26 protein-coding genes and 1 pseudogene are annotated in these 25224 nt (G+C 72.2%); 9 read left to right on the top strand and 18 right to left on the bottom strand.

Annotated features, from left to right (window positions below):
* Window positions 1-100 precede the first annotated feature (100 nt).
* Together C1I98_RS11480 and rph are read right to left on the bottom strand one after the other, a co-directional pair.
* Window positions 101-1591, bottom strand: coding sequence for an aldehyde dehydrogenase (locus tag C1I98_RS11480; protein ID WP_111167149.1), 1491 nt, complete (start codon window positions 1589-1591; stop codon window positions 101-103).
* A gap of 95 nt (window positions 1592-1686) precedes the next feature.
* A complete protein-coding gene (gene rph / locus C1I98_RS11475) occupies window positions 1687-4332 on the bottom strand; it encodes a rifamycin-inactivating phosphotransferase (RefSeq protein WP_111167148.1) in 2646 nt (881 codons plus the stop codon).
* A gap of 166 nt (window positions 4333-4498) precedes the next feature.
* On the opposite strand from rph, the gene C1I98_RS11470 reads away from it, so the two are divergent.
* The gene (locus C1I98_RS11470; protein ID WP_111167147.1) at window positions 4499-5308 is read left to right on the top strand and encodes an oxidoreductase; all 810 of its coding nucleotides are present in this window, start codon (window positions 4499-4501) and stop codon (window positions 5306-5308) included.
* Window positions 5309-5411: 103 nt separating this feature from the next.
* A complete protein-coding gene (locus tag C1I98_RS11465; RefSeq protein ID WP_111167146.1) occupies window positions 5412-6038 on the top strand; it encodes a TetR/AcrR family transcriptional regulator in 627 nt (208 codons plus the stop codon).
* Here the strand turns inward: C1I98_RS11465 and C1I98_RS11460 are convergent.
* The 3 genes from C1I98_RS11460 to C1I98_RS11455 all read right to left on the bottom strand — a co-directional run bounded on the left by C1I98_RS11460 (window position 6035) and on the right by C1I98_RS11455 (window position 8022).
* Window positions 6035-6259, bottom strand: coding sequence for a hypothetical protein (locus C1I98_RS11460; protein WP_111167145.1), 225 nt, complete (start codon window positions 6257-6259; stop codon window positions 6035-6037). The genes C1I98_RS11465 and C1I98_RS11460 overlap by 4 nt on opposite strands.
* Window positions 6260-6682: 423 nt before the next feature.
* A complete protein-coding gene (locus C1I98_RS40420) occupies window positions 6683-6937 on the bottom strand; it encodes a hypothetical protein (protein WP_146607381.1) in 255 nt (84 codons plus the stop codon).
* A gap of 269 nt (window positions 6938-7206) precedes the next feature.
* Window positions 7207-8022, bottom strand: a complete 816-nt coding sequence (locus tag C1I98_RS11455; RefSeq protein ID WP_111167144.1) for an SAM-dependent methyltransferase — start codon at window positions 8020-8022, stop codon at window positions 7207-7209.
* A 194-nt stretch (window positions 8023-8216) separates the two neighbouring features.
* Here C1I98_RS11455 and C1I98_RS42790 point away from each other — a divergent pair, with 194 nt between their 5' ends.
* Together C1I98_RS42790 and C1I98_RS42785 are read left to right on the top strand one after the other, a co-directional pair.
* Window positions 8217-9224 carry a metallophosphoesterase gene (locus tag C1I98_RS42790; RefSeq protein ID WP_199536873.1) on the top strand — a complete coding sequence of 336 codons (1008 nt, stop codon included), beginning with the start codon at window positions 8217-8219 and terminating at the stop codon, window positions 9222-9224.
* An 8-nt stretch (window positions 9225-9232) separates the two neighbouring features.
* Window positions 9233-10102 (top strand): LamG-like jellyroll fold domain-containing protein, encoded by an 870-nt coding sequence (locus C1I98_RS42785; RefSeq protein ID WP_199536872.1) that lies wholly within the window; start codon window positions 9233-9235, stop codon window positions 10100-10102.
* A gap of 207 nt (window positions 10103-10309) precedes the next feature.
* On the opposite strand, the gene C1I98_RS11445 is transcribed toward C1I98_RS42785, so the two are convergent.
* Window positions 10310-10825 carry an FHA domain-containing protein gene (locus C1I98_RS11445; RefSeq protein ID WP_199536871.1) on the bottom strand — a complete coding sequence of 172 codons (516 nt, stop codon included), beginning with the start codon at window positions 10823-10825 and terminating at the stop codon, window positions 10310-10312.
* Window positions 10826-10906: 81 nt separating this feature from the next.
* Entirely contained in the window at window positions 10907-11317 is a 411-nt protein-coding gene (locus C1I98_RS11440; RefSeq protein ID WP_111167143.1) for a hypothetical protein, read from the bottom strand.
* On the opposite strand from C1I98_RS11440, the gene C1I98_RS11435 reads away from it, so the two are divergent.
* The gene (locus C1I98_RS11435; protein WP_158557995.1) at window positions 11304-11531 is read left to right on the top strand and encodes a hypothetical protein; all 228 of its coding nucleotides are present in this window, start codon (window positions 11304-11306) and stop codon (window positions 11529-11531) included. The genes C1I98_RS11440 and C1I98_RS11435 overlap by 14 nt on opposite strands.
* A 350-nt stretch (window positions 11532-11881) precedes the next feature.
* On the opposite strand, the gene C1I98_RS11430 is transcribed toward C1I98_RS11435, so the two are convergent.
* Window positions 11882-13429 (bottom strand): endonuclease/exonuclease/phosphatase family protein, encoded by a 1548-nt coding sequence (locus C1I98_RS11430; RefSeq protein WP_233507718.1) that lies wholly within the window; start codon window positions 13427-13429, stop codon window positions 11882-11884.
* Between the two features lie 42 nt (window positions 13430-13471).
* On the opposite strand from C1I98_RS11430, the gene C1I98_RS11425 reads away from it, so the two are divergent.
* Together C1I98_RS11425 and C1I98_RS11420 are read left to right on the top strand one after the other, a co-directional pair.
* Window positions 13472-13663 carry a hypothetical protein gene (locus tag C1I98_RS11425; protein ID WP_111167140.1) on the top strand — a complete coding sequence of 64 codons (192 nt, stop codon included), beginning with the start codon at window positions 13472-13474 and terminating at the stop codon, window positions 13661-13663.
* 61 nt (window positions 13664-13724) lie between these two features.
* A complete protein-coding gene (locus tag C1I98_RS11420; protein WP_111167154.1) occupies window positions 13725-16163 on the top strand; it encodes a PEP/pyruvate-binding domain-containing protein in 2439 nt (812 codons plus the stop codon).
* Between the two features lie 115 nt (window positions 16164-16278).
* Here the strand turns inward: C1I98_RS11420 and C1I98_RS11415 are convergent, their stop codons facing one another.
* From C1I98_RS11415 to C1I98_RS11405, 3 genes are all read right to left on the bottom strand, one after another.
* Window positions 16279-16614 carry an ArsR/SmtB family transcription factor gene (locus C1I98_RS11415; RefSeq protein ID WP_233507709.1) on the bottom strand — a complete coding sequence of 112 codons (336 nt, stop codon included), beginning with the start codon at window positions 16612-16614 and terminating at the stop codon, window positions 16279-16281.
* Between the two features lie 147 nt (window positions 16615-16761).
* Window positions 16762-17292 (bottom strand): flavin reductase family protein, encoded by a 531-nt coding sequence (locus tag C1I98_RS11410; protein WP_111167139.1) that lies wholly within the window; start codon window positions 17290-17292, stop codon window positions 16762-16764.
* Window positions 17286-18290 carry an LLM class oxidoreductase gene (locus C1I98_RS11405; RefSeq protein ID WP_111167138.1) on the bottom strand — a complete coding sequence of 335 codons (1005 nt, stop codon included), beginning with the start codon at window positions 18288-18290 and terminating at the stop codon, window positions 17286-17288. Before C1I98_RS11405 ends, C1I98_RS11410 begins: the two co-directional genes overlap by 7 nt.
* An 80-nt stretch (window positions 18291-18370) precedes the next feature.
* Between C1I98_RS11405 and C1I98_RS11400 the strand changes: the two genes are divergently transcribed.
* Window positions 18371-18973: a TetR/AcrR family transcriptional regulator gene (locus tag C1I98_RS11400; protein ID WP_233507707.1), complete on the top strand. Its 603-nt coding sequence runs from the start codon at window positions 18371-18373 to the stop codon at window positions 18971-18973.
* Window positions 18974-18980: 7 nt separating this feature from the next.
* Here C1I98_RS11400 and C1I98_RS11395 read toward each other — a convergent pair whose 3' ends face one another.
* Window positions 18981-19343 carry a peptide deformylase gene (locus C1I98_RS11395; protein WP_233507725.1) on the bottom strand — a complete coding sequence of 121 codons (363 nt, stop codon included), beginning with the start codon at window positions 19341-19343 and terminating at the stop codon, window positions 18981-18983.
* On the opposite strand from C1I98_RS11395, the gene C1I98_RS43750 reads away from it, so the two are divergent.
* Window positions 19230-19736: an IclR family transcriptional regulator domain-containing protein gene (locus tag C1I98_RS43750; protein ID WP_233507705.1), complete on the top strand. Its 507-nt coding sequence runs from the start codon at window positions 19230-19232 to the stop codon at window positions 19734-19736. The two genes, C1I98_RS11395 and C1I98_RS43750, sit on opposite strands and share 114 nt — an antisense overlap.
* A 123-nt stretch (window positions 19737-19859) precedes the next feature.
* Here C1I98_RS43750 and C1I98_RS11385 read toward each other — a convergent pair whose 3' ends face one another.
* From C1I98_RS11385 to C1I98_RS43745, 6 genes and pseudogenes are all read right to left on the bottom strand, one after another.
* Window positions 19860-20663 (bottom strand): ABC transporter ATP-binding protein, encoded by an 804-nt coding sequence (locus C1I98_RS11385; RefSeq protein ID WP_233507703.1) that lies wholly within the window; start codon window positions 20661-20663, stop codon window positions 19860-19862.
* Window positions 20660-21451 (bottom strand): ATP-binding cassette domain-containing protein, encoded by a 792-nt coding sequence (locus C1I98_RS11380; protein WP_111167136.1) that lies wholly within the window; start codon window positions 21449-21451, stop codon window positions 20660-20662. Before C1I98_RS11380 ends, C1I98_RS11385 begins: the two co-directional genes overlap by 4 nt.
* Window positions 21448-22260, bottom strand: a complete 813-nt coding sequence (locus C1I98_RS11375; protein ID WP_233507697.1) for an ABC transporter permease — start codon at window positions 22258-22260, stop codon at window positions 21448-21450. The genes C1I98_RS11380 and C1I98_RS11375 overlap by 4 nt, the downstream gene beginning before the upstream one ends.
* Entirely contained in the window at window positions 22257-23222 is a 966-nt protein-coding gene (locus C1I98_RS11370; protein ID WP_111167135.1) for an ABC transporter permease, read from the bottom strand. The genes C1I98_RS11375 and C1I98_RS11370 overlap by 4 nt, the downstream gene beginning before the upstream one ends.
* On the bottom strand, window positions 23222-24730 hold the full coding sequence (locus C1I98_RS11365; protein WP_111167134.1) for an ABC transporter substrate-binding protein: 1509 nt from the start codon (window positions 24728-24730) through the stop codon (window positions 23222-23224). Before C1I98_RS11365 ends, C1I98_RS11370 begins: the two co-directional genes overlap by 1 nt.
* 16 nt (window positions 24731-24746) lie before the next feature.
* Window positions 24747-25224, bottom strand: a pseudogene (locus C1I98_RS43745) (hypothetical protein); the annotation flags it as partial.

Genomic DNA, 25224 nt, shown 5'->3' with positions numbered 1-25224 from the left:
CGCCACACCGCCTCGACCAGGGCCCTGGCGCTGACCTCCGCGGCGTAACGCAGCGCGGAGGCGGAGGCGGAGAACCGGGCCGGTACGGCGATCAGCGGTCTCACAGCTGGATCCAGGTGGTCTTCAGCTCGCTGTACTTCTCCAGCGCGTGCACGGACTTGTCCCGGCCGTTGCCGGACTGCTTCATCCCGCCGAACGGCACGGTCAGATCGCCCTCCTCGTAGCAGTTCACCCACACCGTCCCGGCCCGCAGCGCCCGGGACACCCGGTGCGCGGTGCGCAGGTCGGCCGTCCAAAGGCCCGCGGCCAGGCCGTACTCGGTGGCGTTGGCCAGCGCGACGGCCTCGTCCACGTCGTCGAAGACGAGCACGGACAGCACCGGCCCGAAGATCTCCTCTCTGGCCAGCCGCATGCCCGGATCCACCCGGTCGAAGACGGTCGGCTGGAGGAAGCTGCCGGAGGTGGCGATCCGCTCGCCCCCGGCGCGCAGCCGGGCCCCGGCCGCGATGCCGGCCTCGATGTGGCCGAGCACGCGTTCCAGGTGGCGTTCACCGGCCAGCGGGCCCATCTCGGTCGCCGGGTCGAGCGGGTCGCCGACCACCAGCGCGCGGGCGCGTTCGGTCACCGCCGCGGTGACCTCCTCGGCGATCGAGCGGTGGACCAGCAGCCGGGAGGGCGCGGTGCACATCTCGCCCTGGTTGAAGAACACGCCCCAGGCGGCGGTGGCGGCGGCCGCCGCGAGGTCGGGGGCGTCCGGCAGGATGATGTTGGGGGACTTGCCGCCCAGCTCCAGCCAGACCCGCTTGAGGTTGGAGTCGGCCGAGTAGCGCATGAACTCCCGGCCGACCGGCGCGGAGCCGGTGAAGGCCAGCACGTCCACGCTGGGGTGCAGGCCGAGCGCGCGCCCGGCGGTGGGGCCGTCGCCGCAGACGACGTTCAGCACGCCGGGCGGCAGCCCGGCCTCGGTCGCCAGCCTGCCCAGCTCCAGCGCGGACAGCGGGGACAGCTCTGAGGGCTTCAGCACCACCGTGCAGCCGGCGGCCAGCGCGGGCGCGACCTTCCAGGAGGCCAGCGTGAGCGGGAAGTTCCACGGCACGACCGCGCCGACCACGCCCGCGGGCTCCCGGGTGACCAGGGCGAGGGCGTCGGGGGCGACCTGGGGCGCCTCGTCGGACTGCTTGCCGGCCAGTTCGCCGTACCAGCGGAAGGTGCCGATCGCGGCGCGCAGCTCGATGGCGTACGCGTCGCTGATCGGCTTGCCCATCTCCAGCGAGACCAGCAGGGCCAGCCGTTCGCGGTGCCGCTCGATCAGCTCGGCCAGCCGCAGCAGGGCCCGGCCCCGCTCGGCCGGGGCCATGCGCGGCCACGGGCCCTCGTCGAAGGCGCGCCGGGCGGCGGCCACCGCGAGCCCGATCTCGGCCTCGCCGCCGTCGGCGACCTCGGCCAGCGTGCCGCCGTCGCGCGGCGAGACGACCGGGAAACCGGCCGGGGCGCCGGGCAGGTCCTCGCCGTCGATGTGGTGGCGGGTGGCCGGGGCGAGGGCGGCGGCCATGCCCAGCCACTCGTCATGGGAGATGTCCGTGCCCGGCATTTCGGCCCCGTCCTTCCGTCTCACCGCGTCTGCTGGTGAACGAGAATGTATGGGCCCAAACGATTCTCGTCAATGCGCGGCGAGGAACGCGACGGCTAGGCGTCGCCCAGGATCTCCACGTACCCCTCGTCGCCGTTGACCCGGATGAGCTGGCCGTCCTTGATGCGCTTGGTCGCGTCCTCCACGCCGGCGACGGCGGGCAGGCCGTACTCGCGGGCGACCACCGCGCCGTGCGTCATCACCCCGCCGACCTCCATGACCAGGCCCTTGACCGACACGAACAGCGGCGACCAGCTCGGGTCGGTGAAGACCGTGACCAGGATGTCGCCCTCCTGCACGTCGGCCTCGTCCATCTTCAGCACGAGCCGGGCCCGGCCCTCGACGACGCCGGAGGAGACCGGGCTGCCGCTCAGCGCGCCCTCCGGCCTGTTGCCCGGCTCGTACTCGCCGCTGATCACCTCGCCCTCCGAGGTGATCACCCGGGGCGGGGTCAGCTTCTGGTAGACCTCGTGCGCCTCCCGGCGGCTGGTGATCAGCGAGTAGTCCAGCTCACCGGTGTTGACCACCTTCCTGAACTCCTCGATGGACAGGAAGTACACGTCCTCCGGCTCCTTGATCACTCCGCGGTCCACCAGCAGGGCCGCCTCCCGCATGAGCGCCTGCTTGTAGATCTCGTAGCGCAGCAGCAGCGAGTGCTTGGAGTATTCGCGGTAGCCGATGAAGTGGCGGATCAGGCTCATCTTCTTGGCGGCCTTCTTGGCCTTGCCCGAGCCGCCGGGCAGCTTGCGCAGCCGGGCGAGGAGGTCGTTGATGGTCTGCTCGGCCAGCGCGCGGCCTCCCTCGGCCTTGCGGCGGGCCTCGCCCGGCGCGAAGTTCTCGATGTTGCCGAGCAGCAGCGGGACCAGCAGCGTCGGGTCCTCGGTCCAGCGAGTCCTGGTGATGTCGATGTCGCCGGTGCAGTGCATGCCGTACAGGCGCAGGTAGTTCTGGAGGGCGACGCGCACGGTCTCGCCGCCCTCGACCTCGGCGAGCCCGCTGTAGAAGGTCTCCCGGCGGGCCGTCTTGAGGTACCGCACCACGTCGGGGTAGCGCCGCACGATGTCGGAGACCTCCAGCAGGTCGAGGCCCATCGCGGCGACGACGTTGTGGTCGGCGGACCTGCCGACCGCGTCGGCGGCGTTCTTCACCCCCAGCCAGTCGTCCATGTGCTTGTTCACCCAGTTCACCGACTGGATGCCGAGGAAGGCCGCGGCCACGCTGCGCGGGTCGAAGGTCAGCTCCGACAGCACGTCATGGTCGTCTATGATGACCTGGAACAGCTCGTCGCCGGTCTTGCCGGCGATGTTCTGGCGGAGCCGTTCGACCGTCGCCTCGGTGTGCGCGATCAGGTCGGGCACGACGCGGGGGTCGTCCTCGCGGGCCAGTTTGAGGTACTGGCGGGCGATCGGCATGAGGCCGCCCTCGCCGAAGTCCAGCATCGAGGTCTTGCCGCGCGCCAGCGAGCCGATGAAGTCCTTGTGCGTCAGCACCGCCCGCAGGGCGTTGGCCATCAGGGCGTCGACCTGTTGCAGGCTTTTGATCATCGCGGGCCGCGCCCACAGCGAGGCGAGCTCGGCGGAGACGTCCTTGTAGAAGCGGTTGCCCGCCACGATGCCGGCCGTACGGCCCAGCTTGTCGTGCAGCAGCGTGAAGAACGACAGGCCGAGCGGGGCGAACGCGTCGGTCATCATCTGCCGGTGCCCGTAGGAGACGAACACGTGGTTCTTGCCGTCGTGGGTGGGCGGCACCGGGTAGAGCGTGGTGATGGGCCTGCTCTGCAGCACGTGGAAGGTCCCCTCGAAGAGGGCCCACTCGATGTCCTGGGGCGCGCCGAAGTGCGCCTCGATCTGCCGTCCCAGGCGTTCCAGCAGGAGGATCTGCTCGTCGCCGAGCGTCTGGGCGTTTCGCCGCGCGGGCTCGATCGGCCGCTCCTCCGTGCCGCCCGTGGGGGAGGCGTGCATCTCCATCGTCTTGGTGGCGACCCGCTTCTCGATGATCCGGCCCGCCCGCACCCGGTAGTTGTCGGCGTTGACGAGTCCGGAGACGAACGCCTCGCCCAGGCCGAATCCGGCGTCGATGGAGACGACCGTGCGGTTTCCGGAGATCGGGTCGGCGGTGAACATGATGCCGGCCGCCTCGGGGAAGACCATCCGCTGGACGACCACGGACAGCCGGACCGCGCGGTGGTCGAAGCCGTTCTGGATGCGGTAGGCGGTCGCGCGGTCGGTGAACAACGAGGCCCAGCACCGCCGTACCGCGTCGATCACGGCCGTGGTGCCCCGTACGTTCAGGTAGGTGTCCTGCTGGCCGGCGAACGAGCTGGAGGGCAGGTCCTCGGCGGTGGCGCTGGAGCGCACCGCGAACGGCACGTCCTCTCCGCCCGCCCGGCGGAGGTGGTCGAGGATGTCGCGGCCGATGCCGGTGGGCACGTCCAGCGCCTCGATCGCGGCGCGCAGCCGCGTGCAGGCCGCGGCGATGGCCTCCCGGTCGTCGGCCCGCAGCCCCGCCAGCCCGTCGATCATCGCGCCGATGGCGGCGTCGCCCTCCACCACCTCCCGGTAGGCGTCGGTGGTGACGCAGAACCCGTACGGCACGTTGACGCCATCGATCCCGGACAGCTCTCCGAGGTTGGCGCCCTTGCCGCCGACCAGTCCGATCGCGGACTTGTCGATGTCGTGGAAACCGAGCACGTAAGCGCTCATGGCTGATTCCCGTCTCTCTCATGTGTGGCCGGCTCGCGCGGAACCGGCGCCGGGGCCGCCGGGGGTGTTGACCACATCTCCGGCGTAATTACAATACAGTACAGCTCTGCATTTAAATAGCCGGGTCCACCGAACCGCCCGGCACCTCAAGCGAAGGAAGCCATCGATGGCAGCCAAGATCTGTCTCGTCACCGGAGCGTCGTCGGGCATCGGCCGCGCCACCGCCCTGGAACTGCGCAGGGCCGGCCACGTCGTCTACGGCGCGGCCCGCCGCGTACAGCGGATGGACGACCTGCGGCGGGCCGGCGGCCACGCCGTGGCGATGGACGTCACCAACGAGGGCGACCTCGACCGCGTCGTGCGCACGATCCTCGACGAACAGCGCCGGATCGACGTGCTGATCAACAACGCCGGGATCGGGCTGCACGGCGCGATCGAGGACATACCCGTCGACAAGGCCCGCGCGCTGTTCGAGGTCAACCTCTTCGGCCCGGCGCGACTCACCCAGCTCGTCCTGCCGCACATGCGCGCACAGCGCTCGGGGACGATCGTCAACGTCTCCTCGATCGCGGGCGAGATCTCCCTGCCGCTCGCCTCCTGGTACCACTCCTCCAAGCACGCCCTGGAGGCCTACTCCGACTCGCTGCGGCAGGAATGCCTGCCGTTCGGGATCAAGGTCGTGGTCGTCCAGCCGGGCATCATCAAGACCGAGTTCGAGGACGAGACGCCGCGTGAACTGCGCGAGGTCTCCGGGAGCGGGCCGTACGGGAGGCTGGCCGAGGCGATGGCGAGCCGCGCCGAGGGCACCCACAAGGCGTCCGACCCCGCCGTGGTCGCCCAGACGATCAGGAAGGTGCTCGGACTCCGTACCCCCAAGCCGCGCTACGCCGTGGGCTACATGGCCAAGACGATCCTGACACTCAACCGGCTGCTGTCCGACAGGAGGTTCGATGCCATGGTCACCAAGATCGGCTGACGGCGCTTCCGATGAAAAAGACTCTCCCTCCGCCGCTGAATACACTGGTGCCGCCAAACCGGCACCGTCTCGTTCGCGCAGCAGGAGTGATGGGCCTAACGACATGACCGACGTCGCGCGAACCCCGCGTCTGCGCGGGCGGCCCCGCAGCCAGGAGGTCGACGCGGCGGTCCTCGCCGCCGCGCTCGACCTGCTGATCGAGCGCGGCGCCAGCGAGACCAGCATCGAGCAGGTCGCCCAGCGGGCGGGGGTGACCAGAGCCACCGTCTACCGAAGGTTCACCGACAAGACCGCCCTGCTGATCCAGGCCATCGAGTCGGTACACCAGAACCACGACCCGGACACCTTGGAGTGGCCCGACCTCGAGCACATGCTGGACAACTGGGCGACCTACCTGAGCAACCCCCGCAACCGCCGCATGCTCCGCCGCCTGTACGGCGCGGTGGACGACTACCCCGAACTCCTCCAGGCCTACCGCAACGCCCACGGCGGCCGCCGCGCCGAGGCCACCCGAGACGCGCTCCGCCGCTCCTGCGACCAGGGCCGCCTGCCCCGCGTCACCGACGTCCGCGTCCTTCAGGAGATGCTCAACGGCGCGGTCCTGCACCACCTGGGCGCCTACCCCGACACCCTCGGCGCCCCGATGATAAAGGACTTCTTCGTGGCGATCCTCCGGCAGACCGGCTACGCGCCCCCCGGCTCGACGGCCGAGACCGCGCGCCCGGCCTAGGAGTGGGGGCGGCAGGGGCTTTCCAGGCGCCTGCCGTCCAGCGCGGCGCGCAGCGCGTCCGCGAAGCGGTCGAAGTCCAGGTCGTCTGGCGACAGCTTGCCGAGGATGACATCGCGCGTGCAGGTGCGGAACACCTCACTGAAGGTCGCGTAGTGGATGGAGGGAGGCCGGGTCTTCGTGTTCCGCACGGCGCGCTGTATCGCGTCGGCGAACTCGCTCAACTGCTTGGGGGTGATGTCCGGCGGTTCGCCGTCCGCCCCGCGCGGCGCGGGGGGAGTCGTTCCGTGCGTGCCGAGCCCGGGAAGTTCCGCGCATGTCCGGGGCTTCGTACGGGCGCCGGTTGCGGGTGCAGCGGCCGCACTCCCAGGGTCGAGTGGATCGTTCCCAGCATCTCCGCGAGCGGCCTGCCCTGCGGCGAGAGTTCGAGCACGTCCGCCACACCGGCGGGCAAGGCGACCACCAGGCGGCCCGAGCCGACCGACCGGCCGATGACCGGCCGCATGGAACGGGAGTTCACCGCCCTGCGCACACGCTCGGCCTCCCCGGTGCTGATGGCGACATATGTCGGGTTGCGCCCCCAGAAGGCTTTGGTGCGGGCTGTCTCTTTCCAGGGCGTCGTCACGCCGCCACTCGTTCTGCAGGCCTTACATCATTTCATTGACCGGCGGGGTGGGGCTCACCAGAATCCGGTACTTCGGGCAACCGTCGACGGTCTCATCCCGGGTGAACGCGTCGGCCTTGTCGCGCACCGTGGGAATGTTCTCGGGTTCGGTGATCACGATGAGCTGCAATGCCTCTGCGCAAGGCGGTGGCCACACCTGCTGATAGAGGTGCGTGACTCCTTGTGGCAGGAAGACGATCGCTCCGTACAACACCAGTGCCAGCCATGTGGCGGCCACCGGGAAGGAGATCTTCCGCCACAGCCCGTGGCCGGGGTTCGGCCCCGCGTGCCCGTGCCGCCATGGCGAAAGACGCCCGAGGAGCGGGCGAAATCGCCTGGGCAGCCGCGCCGGCGACGGCGGCGGCGACGGTGAGGGTGGCACACGAGCGAAGGGAGAGCACTGGGTGATCTCACTGATCCATCGTGACGAGAACATGAATGATCGTGCACATTCGCCCGTCGGCCGGCGGAACTGTGCGCACGTCCGCCGACCGGCCCGGCCGCGGCTCAGGGCACCCGGCCGACCCCGCAGAGCACGCCCACGCCCCCCGGGCCGCTGAGCGACGGGTCCAGGGCGACGTCGCCGCGCCAGTCGTTCGCGGCCACCAGCCCCGGCTCCAGCAGCTCCAGGCCCTCGAAGAGGGCGGCGATCTGGTCGCGCCCGCGCAGCGTCACGTTCCCGGCGGTGGTCTTGCTGTAGAGCCGGCGGCCCTCCGCCACCACCTCGCGGTCCAGATCGCCCGCCGTCACATGCGAGATCACCAGGTAGCCGCCCGAGGGCACGGAGTCACGGATGGTGCGGATGATCCCCTGGACCTGCTCGTCGTCTGGAAGGAAGTGGAGCACCGCCACCATGAGCACCGCCAGCGGGCGCCGGAAGTCGAGATGCGCGGCGACCTCCGGATGGCCGAGGATGGCCTTCGGCTCACGCATGTCGCCCTTGACCACGATGGTGTCGGGGGTTTCGGCGAGCAGCGCGCGGGCGTGGGTGAGCACGATCGGGTCGTTGTCCACGTAGACGACCTTGCTCGCGTCGCCGGAGCGCCGGGCCACCTGGTGGACGTTGTCCTGGGTCGGCAGGCCGGTGCCGATATCGAGGTACTGGTCGATCCCGATCTCGGCGAGCACACGTACGGCCCGGCCCAGGAACGCCCGGTTGGCCCGGGCCGCGTCCTTGGCGTTGGGGGAGAGCCGCACGATCTGCGCGGCGGCCTCACGGTCGGCGGCGAAGTTGTCCTTACCGCCGAGCAGGTGGTCGTATATCCGCGCCACGCTAGGCACCGTCGGATCGACGCCCGCCGGGGCCTGCTCCCGCTCGATCATGTCCGCTCCTGAAACTCGCGCCTTTACGGATCTTAAAGGAGCCCGAAGAGACGGCAGGCGGCGGGTCCCGGTGTGTCGATCACCGGGCCCCCGGTGTTCGGGTGCTCGCCATCGGCCCGTCACGCGTGGGCGGGACAGTGCTGCGGTCACCACCGACCGATCGGCGGCCGAGCAGGATGAGGGACGAGCGACACATGAACGGCAAGGACAACGTTGTCGAGGGCGTCGGGCGCAGGGGACTGCTGCGCGCGGCGGTCACCACCCCCGTGGCCGCGGCGGGAGTCGCGTGGGCGGGCACACCCGCCGAGGCCGCCGGTGGCGCGGAGGCCACCGGGTTCGGCCGGGGGCGATTCGACCCGCACAGCCCCCGGTTCACGATCGCCGTACTGCCCGACACCCAGTACCTCTTCGACGAGGACAGCTCCGACCCCGAGCCGCTGCGGGAGACCTTCCGTTACCTCGCCGACCGGCGGGAGGAGCGGAACATCGCCTTCCTGGCGCACCTCGGGGACGTCACCGAGCATGGCAGCGCGCACGAGATCGGCCTGGCCGACCGGGCGTTCCGCGCGGTGGACGGGCGCGTGCCGTACAGCGTGCTCGCCGGCAACCACGACGTGGACTCCCGGACCGACGACCAGCGCGGCGACACCCCCTACCTGCGGGCCTTCGGGCCGCGCCGGTACGCCGGGATGCCGACGTTCGGCGGCGCGTCGCCGGACGGCTACAACAGCTGCCACGTCTTGACCGCCGCGAACCGCCGCTGGCTGGTGCTCGCCCTGGACTGGCGGATCTCCGACAAGGGACTCGCCTGGGCGCAGGGCGTCATCGACCGGCACGCCAGGCTTCCCGCCATCCTCACCACGCACGAACTCGCCGTGGCCGACGAGCAGGGGCAGGCCCGGCTGTCCGACCACGGCCGGCGGCTGTGGGACCGGCTGATCCGGCGCAACGACCAGATCTTCCTCGCCCTGGGCGGGCACTACTGGCCGCCCGGACGGACCGTCCTGAACAACGACGCGGGCAACCCCGTCCACCTCCACCTGGCCAACTACCAGGACCGCTACTACGGCGGCGCGGCGATGATCCGCCTGTACTCCTTCGACCTCGTCCGCGACGTGATCGACGTGGAGACCGTCTCCCCCTGGCTGCGTCCGAAAAGCCCGGCCGCCGGACCCTCCTGGCCGCCGAGAACCTGGAACTGACGAGCCCAGTGGACCGCTTCAGCCTCGAACTCGACGCCGCCCGGCGCTTCGCGGGCTTCGCCCCCGCGCCGCAGCCCGGCCCGCGCCCGCCGCGGGCGGTGATGCCCAGGGGCACCGCGGCCTACTGGCGCTTCGACGCGGCCGGCCTGCCCGGCGCGGGCGCGGCGGGCAGGCCCGTGCCGGACGGCGCAGTCGTCCGCGACCTCAGCGGCAACGGCAACGACCTCACCGTCACCCGGCTGCACGACAGCGCCGCCGGGGCGCTGACCTGGTCCGATGAGCACCACGGCGACCAGCCGGCGCACGCGAGCCTGCGCTTCGACGGCGGCAAGTCGCCCGACCGCGGCGCGGTGCTCAGGACGGCGGCCGGCGCGCGGCTGAACGCCGCGAAGTTCGAGTCCGGGTACACCATCGAGGTGTTCCTCAAGCTCCCCGAGCCCTTCGAGGGCGACCACGCCTGGATGGGCATCCTGAGCTGGGAGGGGCGCAGCGGGGATGCGGGCAAGTCCAGCGGCTGGTCCCCGGACGAGCCGACGTGCAGCCTCAACCTCTCACCGGAGCGGTTCCTGCAGTACGTCGTCTACCCGGTGGACCGGGACGCGGACCCGACCTCCTGGAGCCACACCCTGCCGACCGGCCGCTGGACGCATGTGGCGGTCGTCAACGACGGCAGGCGTACTGTGGTGTACGTCGACGGATCGAAGATCGCCCGCAATCCCACGCAGCCCTCGAAGGGGATCTCCACCCTGGGCAAGCCGTTCGCGATCGGCGGCACGCAGTTCGCCGAGCGGTACGGTCAGGGCTACTACGGCTGGATCGGGGACGTGCGCATCGTGTCCCGCGCGCTGCGCCCCGCCGAGTTCATGACCCCTTCATGACCCCGTCCGCACCGGGACCCCTCCCGGAGTCGGCTGGATAGAACCACGGTGAACACCGCGAATCTACCGAAAGGGGAACCAATGCACCGGCTGCTCATCACCCTCCTGACCCTCGTGACGATCATGGTTCCTGGTGCTCGATCGTGCGCACCCGCCACTTGTCGTCCGGACGCAGGTAGGCCAGCCGGTCCGCGGCCTGCTCGTAGGTCAGCGGCCGGGGGGCTCCTCGTACAGCAGGTAGTGCTCGCCGAGGACCACCAGCAGCAGGCGCTCGGTCTCGCTCGGCTCCCAGATCCTGGGCGGGATGGTCTCGGCCTGGTGGCGGTTGACGCGGGTCTCGCCGTCCTGGCCGGTGACGTACAGCTCCACCAGATGCTGGCGGTAGCCCGAGCCGCGGATGGACAGCGGGGTGTAGCCGTCGGCCAGCGGGACGGGCTCGGTGGAGCCGTGCATCATCCGGTCGCGCGGCAGGCGCGTCAACTGGTGGCCCAGGTTGCGCAGCCACCAGCGGCCGGTGCGGTAGGTGAGTTCGGCGTGCAGGCGGCTGACCGACAGGTCGTCCGCTCCCACGCTCAGATCGACGTCGGGGCGCTCGGTTCGGCCGAACCGGACGGTACGGCCGGGCCGCGGCCCCACCCTGATGCCCGCCACGATCGTGCGGGCGTGCAGTGTCCCGGGGCGTGCCGGGTCGACGCCGTGCGCGAGGCTGTCGGGAACGCTCATCGATTCGCCTTCTTGGTGCTCGTCGGACGCGCGCACTCGCAAAGGTCTCTCGATCCGTCCGGAGCGGTCCCGGACGGGCGCTCAGCCGGCCCGCAGCCGGGCGGTCGCCGGACCGGCGAGGCCCCTGGCCATCTGGCACAGCCGGTCCGTCGGCCGCGACCCGCCGACCGCCAGGCGCACCTTCTCCACCGCGATGCGGCCCCGGTCGTCGGTGTAGGAGCGGTACACCACCTGGACCAGGCAGGTCTCCTCACCGTCGCCCTCCGCCTCGACGAACGCGGGGTAGTCGTTGAACCGGGCGGGCGTGCCGTCGTCTCCGGCGCTGGGCGGCTGGTCGCGGTCGAACCGCAGGTCCACCCAGGTGTCGCTGGTGGTGCTGCGCCAGCCGCACTTCCAGCCGCCGAACCCGACATCGGGGCTCCTCGCGTCGATGCCGGGGACGATCTCCAGGGACTCGGGGCGGAGCGGCGCGCAGGCCGTGATCGGGCACACCGACCGCCAGGTCATGCCGCCCGGCGGCGAGTACGCGAGCAACACCGAACTCGGCCTCGCGCGGGCCGTCGTGGTCCGTGAGATCCTCCGCGCCGGGGCGCGGATTCCGACGGCCGGGTTCGCGCTGTCGTCCATGGGCGGGACCATGCCGCCGTTCCGCGGCGACGCGCGCAACAGCACGGTCACCCTGCGCATCTCCGGAGCCGAAGGATGACATCGCAGCGCCTGCGACCGGACCTGTACCGGGAGAACGCCTTCCGGATCACCGGGCTCCCCGTCCGCGCCGCCCCGCGCGACATCCGGCGGCACGCGGAAAGGCTGCACTCGCGACGGCTTTCCTGCACGGGCTCAACCCCGTTCTCGGCGTCACGCTCCTCGGGCTCACCGGGGTCGCGGTGTTCCTGACGCTGGGCGCTCTCCTCAGGCGGCGAAGGCTGAGGAGGTTCGAGCCGATCAAGGAACTGTGCGCGGGCGGCTGGAACTTCGGCGACCGGCCGAAGGGGCTGTGACGCGGTCAGGGCCGGTCGCCGCATCCCCGCGGCGGCCGGCCCCGTCTCGCGCGGGTCAGAACCAGGCGGTCTTGAAGGTCGTCAGGACGGCGGCGTGGTCGGAGGTCCACTCGTTGCCCCGGTGGTCGGGTACGGCCTTGGGCGTGCCCTCGACCAGCGTCTTGGACCCGGTCACGCGCAGCGGGCCCTTGTAGTAGACGAAGTCGATCCGGTCCTGCGGCTCCGGCTCGCCCTTGTGCGAGTCGTGGCCGTAGCCGCCGGTGAACACCGGGTAGATCGGCGACCAGGTGATGCCCGGGTCGGCCACGGGGTCGCGGTTGGCGACCCGGTAGGAGTCGCGCAGCCCGGCCTGCTCCGGCAGCACCGAGGCCGGCCACGGGACGCTCTGGTAGCCGCAGCGGCGGGTGGCCGGGGTCCAGTCCAGGTGGGAGGCGGCGTTGAAGTCGCCGGTCAGCAGCACCGGCGTGCGCCACGCGGCGGCGAGGTCGGGGCGCATCTCCTGGAGGATGGCCCTGATCTGCGGCGTGCGGCCGGAGCGCTCCTCGTTGGCCAGCAACTGTTCTCGCCTCATCCTGCCGAAGCACGCGTCGTAGGGGCCGTAGGGGTTGTAGCCGAGGTGGACGTTCCACACCACGACCTCCTGGCGGGGCTCCAGCCGCACCCGCACCCTGGTCGCCACCGACAGCGGGCCGCCGTCCACCGGGGGCTTGCGGTCGACGATGGGATACCTGCTGATCACGCCCAGGTCGGTGCCCGCCTGGTGGTGGTCCCAGCCCAGCGACTCGGCCAGCTCACGGGTGGAGCTCGCCGAGGTCTCCTGCAGGCCCACGACGTCCACATCGGACCTGAGCAGGAACCGGAGCTGCTTCTCCCGGCCGTTGTCCACCTGGCCGCCGCCGTGCCAGAGGTTGAAGCTCATCGTCTTCAGCTCGGGCACCAGCTTGTGACCGGGCGGCCGGACGTCGATGCCGACGGTCGCCGTGCCGGTCTCGCCGCGCGCGTTGCGGGCCTCGACGCGCAGCGGCCGGGGGCGCGGCGAGTCGCCGAGCCGGGGGGTGCCGGTGATCCGGCCGTCGGCCGCCACCCGGGTCCACCGGGGGCCGTCGATCTTGCGGAAGGTGAGCCCGTCGGTGTCGCCGCGGACCAGCCCGCCCACGGTCGCCTGGTACGGCGCGAGCACGCGGGCGTTGCGCAGGTCGAAGGTGTCGGTCACGAAGTGCAGCGGCGCGCTACTGGTGATCCGCACCTTCACCGGCGGGGCGAACCACTGGTAGCCGTCCTCGGCCAGGGCGAAGACGATGTAGTTCCCCGGGTCGAGGCCGTCGGTGGGCAGGGTGGCCTTCCCGCTCGCCTCGGTGACGTAGACCCAGCGGACCGACGGGCCGACGTACCTCTGGTCCACCGGGCCGTTGCCGGGGTCGGTGTAAAGGCCGAGCCAGTTGGTCGCGTGCGGGCGGGGCGTGCTGTACGCCGCCTCGATCGGGTCGCCGCCGCGCACGGCCGGCGCTGCGAGTGTGAGCGTGCCCTCCGGCTCGGCCGAGGCCGGGGTCACGGTGGTGAGCAGGACGAGTATCGCCAGTGCCAGCGGCGTGAGCCAGCGCATCCGCGCCTCCTTGATCATCACCCAGCAGGGTGACGGGGCCCGGTGACGGGCGCGTGTACGCCCCGCAGCGAACTCCTGGCGGCCATCGGAACCTCCGCCCCGCCCCCGGCGGCCGAGGCCGATGACGTGCTGCTCATCGCCCAGTACGCCCGCACCCGCCATCTGCCCCAACCGGTACAGCAGCTCGTGCGCATCCTGAGCGCCCACGCCGCCCGCTGGCGGGACACCGCCTGAAACTGGGTGAAGTCCGGCTAAGTCCGGGTACCGATGCAGGATGCGGTCCTTGGAGGTGGCGATGCGGCCGATCCCCCTGCCGGAGATCGACTCCTCGATGATCGAGCTGGTGGGCGGCAAGGCCGCCGGGCTCGGCGAGATGATCAGAGCGGGTGAGCGGGTCCCCGCGGGCTTCTGCCTGACCGCCGGGTCCGGGCCGCTGCCGGAGGAGGAACTGCTGCGCGCCTACCGGGGGCTGGGCGGCGGGCCGGTCGCGGTACGCTCCAGCGCCACCGCCGAGGACCTGCCCGAGGCGAGCTTCGCCGGCCAGCAGGACACCTACCTCGACGTGGAAGGTCCCGGCCCGCTTCTCGACGCGGTCCGCCGCTGCCTGGACTCCCTGAACACCGAACGCGCCGTCGCCTACCGCGCCAGGGCGGGCATCGGCGAGGCCGCCATGGCCGTCGTGGTCCAGCGCATGATCGACTCGGTGGCCGCCGGCGTCATGTTCACCGCCGACCCGATCGCCGGCTGCCGCACCCGGATGGTCGTCGATGCCGTCCCCGGCCCGGGCACCGGCGTCGTGGACGGCACCGCCGTGCCCGACCACTACGTCATCGGCCACCGGACACCGCCTCCGGCGGCCCCCGGCGGGTGCCTGTCCGGCGGGCGGCTCGCGGAACTGCGCGACGCCGGGCTGCGGCTGCAACGGCACTTCGGCTCGCCGCAGGACGTCGAGTGGGCCTTCGACGCGGACGGCACGCTCTGGCTCCTCCAGTCCCGGCCGATCACCACCCTGTTCCCGGCCCCGCCCGACACCGGCGACACACGGCTCTACCTGGAACTCGGGCACCTGCAGGGGATGCTCAGGCCGATCACGCCGATGGGGCTGTCCATGATCAAGCTGGGTGCGGGCATGTGGTTCACGGGCGCGGGCGCACGGGTCGATCCACGCGACCCGCTGCCCCGGCTGATCACCATCGGCGGCCGGCTGTACTTCGACCTGACCGACTTCGTCCGCAACGCCTACCTGCGCAGGCGGCTGCGAGCCTCGCTGGAGGTGTACGGCCCGCGGATGCAGGGGGCCGTCGAGTTCATGATGGGCGACCCGCGGTTCGCTCCGCGCCGCGGCCTGCCGTTCCGGCTCGGCGACGCCGCGAGGATGGCCCTGCGGCTGGCGCCCGGCGCGGTCGCCGGCCTCGCCGCGAGCCTGGCCCGGCCGGACGCCGCGCGGGCCCGGGCCCATCGCGCGCTCGCCGAGATCGAGCGCCGGGCGACGCCGCCGCCCGAACCGCTCACCTCCGCCGACCGGCTGCGCTGGGTCGTCGAGGAATCCCACAGGGCGGTCATGAGCGTGGACATGCAGGGGCTGGTCTGGCCGCTGGCGGCCGGCATGCTCCTCGGCGCGGCGCCGTCCGCGCTGCTCGGCGGCGTGGCGACCGGCGAGGAACTGGACGCCGTGCTCGGCGGCATGCCCTACAACGTGACCACCGAGATGGACCTCGCGCTGTGGCGGGTCGCCTCCGCGGCGCGCCAACACCGCGACCTGTTCGCCACCACGCCACCGGAAGAACTCGCCGCGAGGTACCGCGCCGGGGATCTTCCGGACATCGGGCTGGCGGAATTCCTCGCCCGGTACGGCGTGCGCGCCGCCGCGGAGGTCGACGTCGGCGTCCCCCGCTGGGAGGACGACCCGGCCCCGCTGTTCGCCACGATCGCCAACTACCTCCGGCTGGAGGACCCCGAACTGGCCCCTGACCGGCGGTTCGCGCGGGCCGCGGCCGGCGCGGAGCAGATGATCGGCACGCTGGCGCGGCGGGCGCGCCGGGCCAGGCCGGTACGCGGGCGCCTCGCGACCTTCTGCATGCGCCGCGCGCGCAAGCTGACCGGGCTGCGGGAACTCGCGAAGTTCGCCTGGCTGCCGGCGCTGCGGGCGGCGCGCCACCAGCTTCTGGCGATCGGCGCGGACCTGGCCGCCCGCGGCCTGCTGGAGCGCGGCGGCGACATCATGTTCCTCGACCTGTCCGAGGTCCGCGCCGCCGTGCATCGCGGGGCCGACCAGCGGGACCTGGCGGCGGCCCGCCGGGCCGAGTACGAGCGCGAACTGCGGCGGGTCATCGTGCCGGGGGCGCTGCTGTCGGACGGCACCGACGTGGAGGCGCTCGCGCCGCGAGAACCCGCCGAGGAGGGGGTGCTGCGCGGGATGGCGGGCGCGGCGGGCCGCGCGACCGGGCGGGCACGGGTGATCCACGACCCGGCCGGCGCGCACATCGAGCCGGGCGAGATCCTGGTCGCCCCGACGACCGACCCCGGCTGGACCCCGTTGTTCATGACCACGGCGGGGCTGGTGACCGAGACCGGGTCACCGGTGGCGCACGGACCGACCGTCGCCCGGGAGTACGGCATCCCGGCCGTGATCTGCGTCCGCGACGCCACCCGCGAGATAGAGACGGGACGGCTCATCACGATCGACGGCGGCGCGGGCACGGTCCGCCTGGAGCCCGGCGACCCGCCCCCGTGAACACCCGCCCCGGCCTCCCGGTCGTGGACCGGCCGGTCCGGAAGTGCGGTCCGGAAGCGCCGGGCCCAGCCGGTACGGCCTGGCGGCCTGCACCGGCGAACTCCCGCTGCCTTGATCAGCCGGGTCCGGTGTCCCAGTCGCGGGCGAGGTCGGTCAGGAAGCGCCGGGTCGCGCGCATGGGAGCCGAGCTGAGCCGGTAGCGCACGCGGCGCCGCTCGCCCTGCTCCGGGCGTACCAGGCCGGTCACGGTCAGCAGGGTCAGGTGCTTGGCGATCGCCTGCCGGGTGATCGGCAGGCGGAGGGCCAGCTCCGTGGCGGTGGCCGGTCCGCCCGCGGCCAGCTCGGCCAGGATGGCCCGGCGGCTCGGGTCGGCCAGGGCCACGAACACCTGCTCGGCGACCTGCTCGGCGTCCGGCTCGATGGCCGGCCCGGTGTGGTCGGGAAGTCCCATGACGGCCTCCGGCGAGTGGCAACCGCGTGATCGCCAGCCTATGGCAACTACTTGGTTGCGTCATTGACTTTATAGCTGGTAGTACTACAGCTTGTAGAGTCTAGCGGACCTCGATGCCGCCCGCCGGAGGAGTGTGGGGAACGCGGCTCAGCGGCCTTCCGGCTCGTAGTCGCCGCAGGCGAAGACCAGTGGTGCCGCCCCGGTGCGTGCCGGAGTGACACCGAGCACGTCGCCGATGAACAACGTGTGGTCGGCGATCGGGATGCGCCGCCCGATGCGGCAGTCGATGGCGAGGAGGCCGTCCGGCAGCACCGGGTTCCCGGTGATCGGGGACGGCTCCCACGGCACCCCGTCGAACTGGCTCATGCCCATCGGCCGTTTCGCGGCGAAGCGCTCGGCCAGATGCCGCTGGTCGCTGGCCAGGATGTTGACCGTGTAGCAGGCGGCACTGTGCAGGATCCCGTGCGTACGGCTCTGCGTGCCGAGCGACACCAATAAGGTGGGCGGCCGGGTGGAGACCGACAGCACCGTGTTCAGGGTCATCGCGTGCGGCAGGCCGTCGTGGCGCGTGGTGAGCACCGCGACCCCGGTGGCCAGGTGCCGCATCGCCTGCCGGTGCTCGTCCGCGGTCACCGGGCGGTGCAGCGTGCCGGGCCCCTGCGGGTGCGGCGTCACCACAGCGGAGCCTTGGGCGCGGGGCCGGCCAGGGCCGGGAAGTGCGGGAGCACCTGCTCGGCCAGTTGCTCGACGGCCTCGGCGGCGGGCCGGGCGCCGTGCTGCACGCCGAGCGCCATGTGGTTGATCCCGGCGTCCTGCCAGCGGCCCAGCGCCTCGATCAGCGCCTTGGTGCCGGTGCGCAGGACGAAGCCGCCGCGCAGCGGCCGGGGTGGGTGGTTCTCATCCTCGACCAGCTCGATCCACTCGTTGGTGGCCACCGGCTTCCACTCCCCGCCGGGGATGAGGTCCCGCCAGGCCGCCGCGCGGCGGCCGAGCGCGATGGCGCCCGCGGCCGAGGTGGTGTCTCCCGGATACGTGAGCCAGCCGTCGGCGTTGCTCGCGATCCACTCCGGCTTCTGCCGCGAGGATCCCGTGACCAGCAGCGGGATGCGCCTGCTGACCGGCTTGGGCAGCAGGTCCACGCCCTGCATCCGCCCGAGGGGGGAGTTGATCGCCGGTGACGACGACTCCAGGAGGGTGCGGAACATCTCCACGGCCTCGCGGTAGCGGTCGCCGCGCGTGTCGAAGTCCACGCCGTAGGCGGGGAACTCGACCGGCCGGTCTCCGCTCGCCGCGCCGAGGATCAGCCGCCCGCCGGACAGATGGTCGATGGAGGCGGCCTGCTTGGCCAGGTCGAGAGGGTGGCGCAGGGTGAAGATCGCACTACCGGCGGCCAGCGCGGCCTGGCTGGTGTGAGCGGCCAGCCAGGTGAGGTAGGTCCAGGGGTCGTAGACCTGGCCGACATCGCCGAAGGCGGGGTCGGCCAGCGGGATGTCACGCACCCAGATGGCCGAAAAGCCGGATCGGTCGGCGAGTTTCACCGACTCGGCCTGCCCGGCCATCGCCTCCATGTCGCCCGTGTACTGCCACAGCGGAAGGAAGAGCCCGACGGTCAAGCGCCCGGGGGCGAACATCCGGCGGTACCCGGGGTGATCGTCGAACAGGGTGGCGTCAGACATGCCGTTCCTCCTAGTTAGAGCGTTCGTTTTAGTGACTATAGCAGCAGTAGAACGAGCGCTCTATCCACTAGGATGGGGCCATGAAAGCATCGCCGATGGTCTCTGCCCACCCCGACGCCCAGGCCGACACGCGGACTCGGATCGTCCGCGCCGCTGCCACCCTCATGCAGCGGCAGGGCTATGAGGCGACCGGCATCAAGCGCATCGCCGCCGACGCCGGCGCCACGCTCGGCTCGGTGTACCACTTCTTTCCCGGGGGCAAGCAGGAGCTGGCCGTCGAGGCGCTGCGCTACGGGTCCCAGGAGTTCACCGACCTGTTGCGTACCGGCCTCGACAGCACCGACGACCCGGCCGAGGCGGTGGCCGAGTGCGCCCGGCTGATGGCTCAGACCCTGCGCGACTCCGACTGGAGCGACGGATGCCCGGTCGCGGCGACCGCACTGGAGTTCATCGGGCGCTCGCCCGCGATCCAGCTCGCGTCGGAGGAGGCGCTGGGGCAGTGGCGCGAGCTGGTGGCGGTCAGGCTCGCCGCCGCCGGCATCCCGGTCGATGACGCCCGCGACCTGGCCTGCACGGTGCTCAGCACGCTGGAAGGGGCCGAGCTGCTGTGCCGCGTCTCGGCCAGCGAGCAGCCCCTGCGCATCGCCGCCCGCCACCTCGCCCGGCTGATCAGGGCCTACTGAGCGGCGGTCAGCGGGCCGGCGCGGCCCAGAAGCGCTCGTGGTTGCCGATGGTCGACAGCGAGCGCGGTTCGGCCCGATCGAGGTAGAGCGTGCCGTTCAGGTGGTCGGTCTCGTGCTGGGCGATGCGGGCCGGCCGGCCGGACAGCTCCGCCTCGTACGGGCGCCCGGCCCCGTCGAGGGCCGAGAGCCGGACCTTCGCGTGCCGCGGGACCACGGCCGTCAGCCCTTCCACGCTCAGGCATCCCTCGTGGAACGCGTGGTAACGCGAACCCAGTGGGGTGACCACGGGGTTGATGAGTTCGAGCCGCGGCTGGGGCGGGCGTTCCCGCTCGGCGGCGATCTCCGGCGGCACTTCGGCCGGGTCCTCGATGACGGCAAGGGCCAGCGGGATGCCGATCTGCGGGGCGGCGAGCCCGACCCCGACGCCCGGCAGGTGCCCAGGTCGGGGGGCAGCTTCAACGGCGCGAAGCCGAAGTTGCGGATGCCGAGCCGCCGCCCGCTGCACTCCACGGCGCTGGGCAAGGTGCCGCTGGCCTGGGACCCGGAGGGGCGGGCGGATCTTTCCGCGCTCGGGCCGCTGCGGGCGATGACCGGCCCCACGATCGTGGACCACGGCGAGCTGCGCGCCGAGCTGGACCGGGTCCGCGAGGCGGGGTACGCGCTCAACGACGGGGAATCGGGCGATGGCATCCGCACGGTCGCGGTGCCGGTGCTCGACCGGCTCGATCATGTGCGGTACGCGCCGGCCGTGCGCTTTACGTAGATGGTCATCAGCGACGCGCGGATCGGGTGGTTCATCGCGCACGCGCGGGCCCTGGAAGTGCTCCTGCTGCCGCCCACCGAACGCAGGGCCGAACGCAGGCCGCGCACCCAGGACTGAACCCTTCTACGGCGGGCCGAGCCGGGCGGCGCGGCTGAGCCGGGGCACGCTGTCGAGCAGCCGCCTGGTGTACGGGTGCGAGGGAGCGCCCAGTACGTCCGCCGTGCGGCCCTGCTCCACCACCCGCCCGCGCTCGATGACCGCGGTGTCGGCGCACAGCGCCGCGACCACCGCCAGGTCGTGCGAGACCACCACGACCGTCACCCCGTGGGTTTCGGCCAGGCCGCCGAGCAGTTCGACCACACGAACCCGGGTGGTGACGTCCAGCGCGCTGACCGGCTCGTCGGCCAGCAGCACCCGGGGGCCGCTCACGATGGCCCTGGCGATCGCGACGCGCTGCCGCTGCCCGCCGGAGAACTCGTGCGGATAGCGGCGGGCCGCATCGGCGGGCAGCCCGACCGAGCGCAGCGCCTCGGCCACCCGCTCGGCCGCCTCCTCCCGCCGGGCCGCGCGGGACCCGGGGGCGAGCAGGCCGAGCGAGCGCAGCGGTTCGGAGACGATGCGGCCGGCGCGGCGGCGCGGGTCGAGCGAGGAGTACGGGTCCTGGAACACCGGCTGGACCGCGCGGCGGAACGCCCGATCGCGCGGGTTCAGCTCCGCGCCGTCGAACAGCACCCGGCCCGAGGCCGGCCTGGCCAGGCCGAGCAGCAGCCGCAGCAGGGTGGTCTTGCCCGCGCCGGACTCGCCGACCAGGGCCAGGCCGCGCCCCGGCGTCACGGACACCGAGACCTCCTCCAGCACCGGCCGTCCGCCCCGGTAGGCGTACCCCACCTCGTGCGCCGCCAGCACGGCGGCCGGAGCGGCGGTCACGGGGCCAGCCGATCGAGTTCGCCCTCCAGCGCCCACGCGCTGTCCACCAGCGAGCGCGTGTAGGCGTGCCGCGGCTCGCGCACGATGTCACGCGTCCTTCCCGACTCCACCATGGAGCCGTCCTTGAGCACCACCACCCGGTCGGCCACCTCGGCGATGACCGCGAGATCGTGGCTGATGAACAGCAGCGCCATCCCCCGGCCGGTGACCAGGCCGTCCAGCAGGGCCAGGATCTCGGCCTGCACCGTGACGTCCAGCGCCGTGGTCGGCTCGTCGGCGATCAGCAGTTCGGGTTCACAGGCCAGGGCCATGGCGATGGCCGCCCGCTGGCGCTGCCCGCCGGACAGCTCGTGCGGGTAGGCCACGGCGGCCCGGTCCGGCAGCCGTACCTCCGCGAGGGCCGAGAGGACCGCGGCCCGCAGCCGCGCGCCGCGCAGCCCACGGCGGCGGCGGATCGGCCCGGCGAGTTGCCGCCCGACGCGCATCAGCGGGTCCATCGCGGTCAGGGGCTCCTGGAAGACCACCGCGGCGGCCCGGCCGCGCACCCGGTTCAGCCTGCGGTCCGGCGTCCCGATCACCTGGGTGCCGCCCAGCAGTACGCTGCCGTGCGCGGCCATCCCGGCGGGCAGCAGCCCCATGACGGCCAGCGCGGTCAGCGACTTGCCCGAGCCGGACTCGCCGATCAGGCCGAGCCGTTCGCCGGGGGCGAGCGCGAGGGACAGGTCGTGGACCAGTTCGCGGCCGTCCGCGTGGCGGATCGACAGGCCGGTCACCGCCAGCGCGCTCATCGGCTCCTCCTGCGGGTCGGGTCGGCGAGGTCGCGCAGGCCGTCGGCGACCAGGTTCGTGCCCACGACCAGGACGACGAGCAGTACGCCCGGCGCGATGGCGCCGGTCGGCGCGGTCAGTACCGTCGCCTGGGCCTCCTGGAGCAGCCGGCCCCAGGAGGCGTTCGGCGGGGGAGGACCGAGGCCGAGGTAGGACAGGGCGGCCTCGGCCAGTACCGCGAGCCCGAGCTGGAGCGCCAGGTTGACGAGCAGCATCGGCCAGATGTTCGGCAGCACGTGCTCGGCCACGATCCGCGGCCAGGAGGTGCCGGAGGTCCGCGCGGCCGTGATGTAGTCCTGCGCCAGCACCCGTTTGACCAGCACCCGCGTCAGCCGGGCCACGATCGCGGACATCCCCAGCCCGATCGCCAGCACCACCGAACCGAGCGACGCCTCCCGCGCCGCCGCCACCAGCATCGCCAGCAGCAAGGTCGGGAACGCGATGACGATGTCCAGCGCCGCCGAGAGCGCGTCGTCCAACCAGCGGGTCGCGAAACCGGCGAGCAGCCCGCCCGTCACCCCGAGCAGCCCGCCGACCAGCACCGAGCCGATCCCGGCGATCAGCGCGGTCCGCGCGCCCGCCATGAGCTGGGTGAGCAGGTCGCGGCCCAGCTTGTCGGTGCCGAGCAGGTGCGCGCCGCCCGGCGGCGCGAGCCGCCCGCCCGTGGTGTCGGCCGGATCGTAGGGCAGCCACACCAGCGACACGAGCGCCACCGCGAGCACCAGCCCCACCAGTGCGCACCCCGCCGCGAACGTCAGCCGCCCCCTCACCTGCGCCCCCTGCCCAGGTGCGCCCGCAATCGCGGATCGACCAGCCGCTGCACCAGGTCCGCGGCGAACCCGATCACCAGCACCCCGAACGTGCTGACCACCAGTACGCCCTGGATGACCGGATAGTCGTGCTCGGCGATCCCCTCGACCAGCATCGTCCCGAGCCCCGGCAGGGTGAACACGCTCTCCACGACCACCGCACCGAGGAACGTCGTGGCCAGCTCGATGCCGAGGATCGAGATGACCGGCACGGCGGCGTTGCGCAGCCCGTGCCGCCACATGGCCCCGGCGAAGGACGACCCGAGCGCCCGCGCGGTGCGCAGGTAGTCGCTGCCCAGCACGTCGAGGGTGGCCGAACGGACGTACCGGATCAGGGAGGCCGACATGACCAGCGCGATCGTGATGACCGGCAGGGCCAGCGCGGTCAGCGCCCGGCCCGGCTCGGCCCAGTCATCGCGCGGGAACCCGCCCGCCGGCAGCAGCCGCAGCCGCAGCGCGAACACCGTCACCAGCAACATCCCGATCCAGAACACCGGCACCGCGATGCCGAGCTGGGAGATCGCGTTCAGCGCCGCCCCGTACCAGCGGTCGGACCGCCATGCCGCCACGAACCCGACCGGCACCGCCACCGCCACCGCGAGCGCGAACGACAGCAGCGTCAGCGGCACGGTGACCGCCAGCCGGGCCGAGATCTCCGGCCCGACCGGCAGCCTGCTGACGAACGACGTGCCGAAGTCCAGCCGGGCCAGCCCGGTCAGCCAGGTCCAGAACTGCTCGGCCAGGGGCCGGTCCGATCCGATCTGGCGGCGGGCCGCGGCGATCTGCTCCGGCGTCGCCCCGACCGACAGCAGCGCGTTGGCCGGGTCGCCGGGCAGCATCCGCAGCAGCAGGAACAACAGCCCCGCCGCCGCCAGCAGCGAACCGAGCAGGAAGGCGGTACGGCGCAGCAGGTAGCGCGCCATCAGCCCTTCTTGATCCCGTATGCGTAGAACTGCGAGTTGAGGCCGTTGACCGGGTAGCCGGACAGCGCCGAGGAGGCCACCACGATCTGCGGGTAGAGGTAGATCCAGTCGCTGGCCGCGTTCTCGGCGATCCGCCGGTTGGCCTTCTTCAGCAGCGCGGTCTGCTCCTCGGTGGTCTTGGCCCGCTCGGCCTCCGCCACCCACGCGGTGACCTGCTCGTCGTCATAGCCCCAGTAGAAGCCGGGGTCGCCGTACCAGACCACGTCCCGGTCGTTGACGTGCTCCTGCATGGTGGCGGCGAAGTCCCGGTTCTTGTAGACCTTGGTGTACCACTCGTCGGCGGTGATCACGTTGATGTCCACCGTGATGCCGACCTTGGCCAGCTCGCCCTTGATGAACGTGGCGGCGGTGGGGTGCGGATCGTAGTTGGGGGTGTCGAGCGTGAAGCGGAAGCCCTGGGCGTAGCCCGCCGCGGCAAGGTCCCGCTTGGCCTGCTCGACGTCGTGGCGGTCGAGCGAGGTCAGGTCCTCGTACCACGGGTCGGTGGGCGGCACCATCGAGCCGATCAGGCTGCCGTGGCCCGCCCACACCGACTCCAGCAGCTTGGCGTCGTCGATGGCCGCGGCGACCGCCCTGCGCACCTGCGGCTTGTCGAACGGCGCCCTGCGGTCGTTGAAGGCGAGCAGCAGCTTGGTGGTGGAGTGGCCTTCGCCGATCTTGTAGTCCGGGTTGCCGGTGAACTGGCTCAGCGCGTCGGGGCTCTGCTGGCTGGTGACGATGTCCACCGCGCCGGTCAGCAGCGCGTTGTTGAGCGCGGTGGCCTCGGTGAAGTAGTGGAACACGACTCCGCCGTTGGCGGGGCGGGGGCCCCAGTAGCCGGAAAAGGGCGCGAGGCTCAGCGTCGAGCCGCGCTTCCACGCGCCCAGCCTGTACGGCCCGGTGCCGTCGGCGGCGGTGGTCAGGTCCTTGGCGGCGGCGTTGACGATCCACACGTAGCTCAGGTTGTACACCAGCGAGATGGACCGGCTGGACAGCTCGACGACGGCGGTGGCGTCGTCGGGGGCGGTCACGGACTTGATCACCTTGAGGTTGCTCTTGCGCGCCGACTGGGAGTCCTCGGCGAGGACCCGCTCGATGCTGTTCGTCACGTCGGCGGCCGTCAGCGCCTTGCCGGAGTGGAACCGCACGCCCTGGCGCAGCTTGAAGGTGTAGGTCAGGCCGTCGTCGGCGACCTTGTAGCTCTCCGCCAGCAGGTTCTCGACCTTGCCGGCGTCGGTCAGCCGGAACAGGCCCTCGTACACGTTGCCGTTGAAAGCCTCGGTCACGCCCTGCCCGCCGCCCGCGATGTTGTCGAGGTTCTGCGGTTCGTACAGGGAGCCGACCTCGATCGTGGCGGCGGAGCCGGGCGCGGCGGACGAGCCGCCCCGCGGCGTGTTCCCGGTACCGGACCCGCACGCGGCCACGAGCAGGGTGAGGGCGGCCAGGACGCCGGCGAGCTTACTCGACACCGTTACTCCGTAAGAATTAGGTAGGTTTGTGGACTATATCCGGTTTGTTGTGGAAGGCCCGGTGCGGGGCCCCCTCCCCGCCGCGCAGCAGCGGCAGGAGCAGATCGCCCTGCCGTTCGATCTCCGCCAGGTACGGGGTGTCGGACAGCACGAAGTGGGCGATGCCGAGGGTCTGGTACCTGCGCAGTGACCGCGCCACCTCCGCGGCCGACCCGACCAGCCAGGTCGTGCCCGCGCCACCGCCGCCGAACCTGCCGGGCGCGGTGTAGAGGTTGTCGTCCAGGACCTCGCCCCGGGCGGTCAGGTCGAGCAGCCGCCGCTGGCCGACGGCGATGTGCCGGTTCGGGTCGCGGGCGACGCCGCCGCGGCGGCGAAGTTCGCCGGCCGCCAGTACCCGGGCCGGACCGCGATCAACGGCCGGAACGTCGTCGTCCGCACGGCCATCGCCGCCGCCACCGTGAACGTGTCGGGCCTTCCCCACCCCGTCCCGACGC

Source organism: Spongiactinospora gelatinilytica, from assembly GCF_003236385.1.
Classification (GTDB): Bacteria; Actinomycetota; Actinomycetes; order Streptosporangiales; family Streptosporangiaceae; genus Spongiactinospora; species Spongiactinospora gelatinilytica.
Note: the sequence above shows the minus strand (reverse complement) of the source record. Positions and strands in the feature narration are given on the sequence as shown.

Coding starts and splice junctions, on each gene's coding strand:
- C1I98_RS11405 (WP_111167138.1), bottom strand. CDS start 18,290: ATGTCTGACGCCACCCTGTTCGACGATCACCCCGGGTACCGCCGGATG.
- C1I98_RS11420 (WP_111167154.1), top strand. CDS start 13,725: ATGCGGCCGATCCCCCTGCCGGAGATCGACTCCTCGATGATCGAGCTG.
- C1I98_RS11370 (WP_111167135.1), bottom strand. CDS start 23,222: ATGGCGCGCTACCTGCTGCGCCGTACCGCCTTCCTGCTCGGTTCGCTG.
- C1I98_RS11455 (WP_111167144.1), bottom strand. CDS start 8,022: ATGATCGAGCGGGAGCAGGCCCCGGCGGGCGTCGATCCGACGGTGCCT.
- rph (WP_111167148.1), bottom strand. CDS start 4,332: ATGAGCGCTTACGTGCTCGGTTTCCACGACATCGACAAGTCCGCGATC.
- C1I98_RS11380 (WP_111167136.1), bottom strand. CDS start 21,451: ATGAGCGCGCTGGCGGTGACCGGCCTGTCGATCCGCCACGCGGACGGC.
- C1I98_RS11430 (WP_233507718.1), bottom strand. CDS start 13,429: ATGCGCTGGCTCACGCCGCTGGCACTGGCGATACTCGTCCTGCTCACC.
- C1I98_RS11470 (WP_111167147.1), top strand. CDS start 4,499: ATGGCAGCCAAGATCTGTCTCGTCACCGGAGCGTCGTCGGGCATCGGC.
- C1I98_RS11445 (WP_199536871.1), bottom strand. CDS start 10,825: ATGAGCGTTCCCGACAGCCTCGCGCACGGCGTCGACCCGGCACGCCCC.
- C1I98_RS11480 (WP_111167149.1), bottom strand. CDS start 1,591: ATGCCGGGCACGGACATCTCCCATGACGAGTGGCTGGGCATGGCCGCC.
- C1I98_RS11415 (WP_233507709.1), bottom strand. CDS start 16,614: ATGGGACTTCCCGACCACACCGGGCCGGCCATCGAGCCGGACGCCGAG.
- C1I98_RS11400 (WP_233507707.1), top strand. CDS start 18,371: ATGAAAGCATCGCCGATGGTCTCTGCCCACCCCGACGCCCAGGCCGAC.
- C1I98_RS11465 (WP_111167146.1), top strand. CDS start 5,412: ATGACCGACGTCGCGCGAACCCCGCGTCTGCGCGGGCGGCCCCGCAGC.
- C1I98_RS42790 (WP_199536873.1), top strand. CDS start 8,217: ATGAACGGCAAGGACAACGTTGTCGAGGGCGTCGGGCGCAGGGGACTG.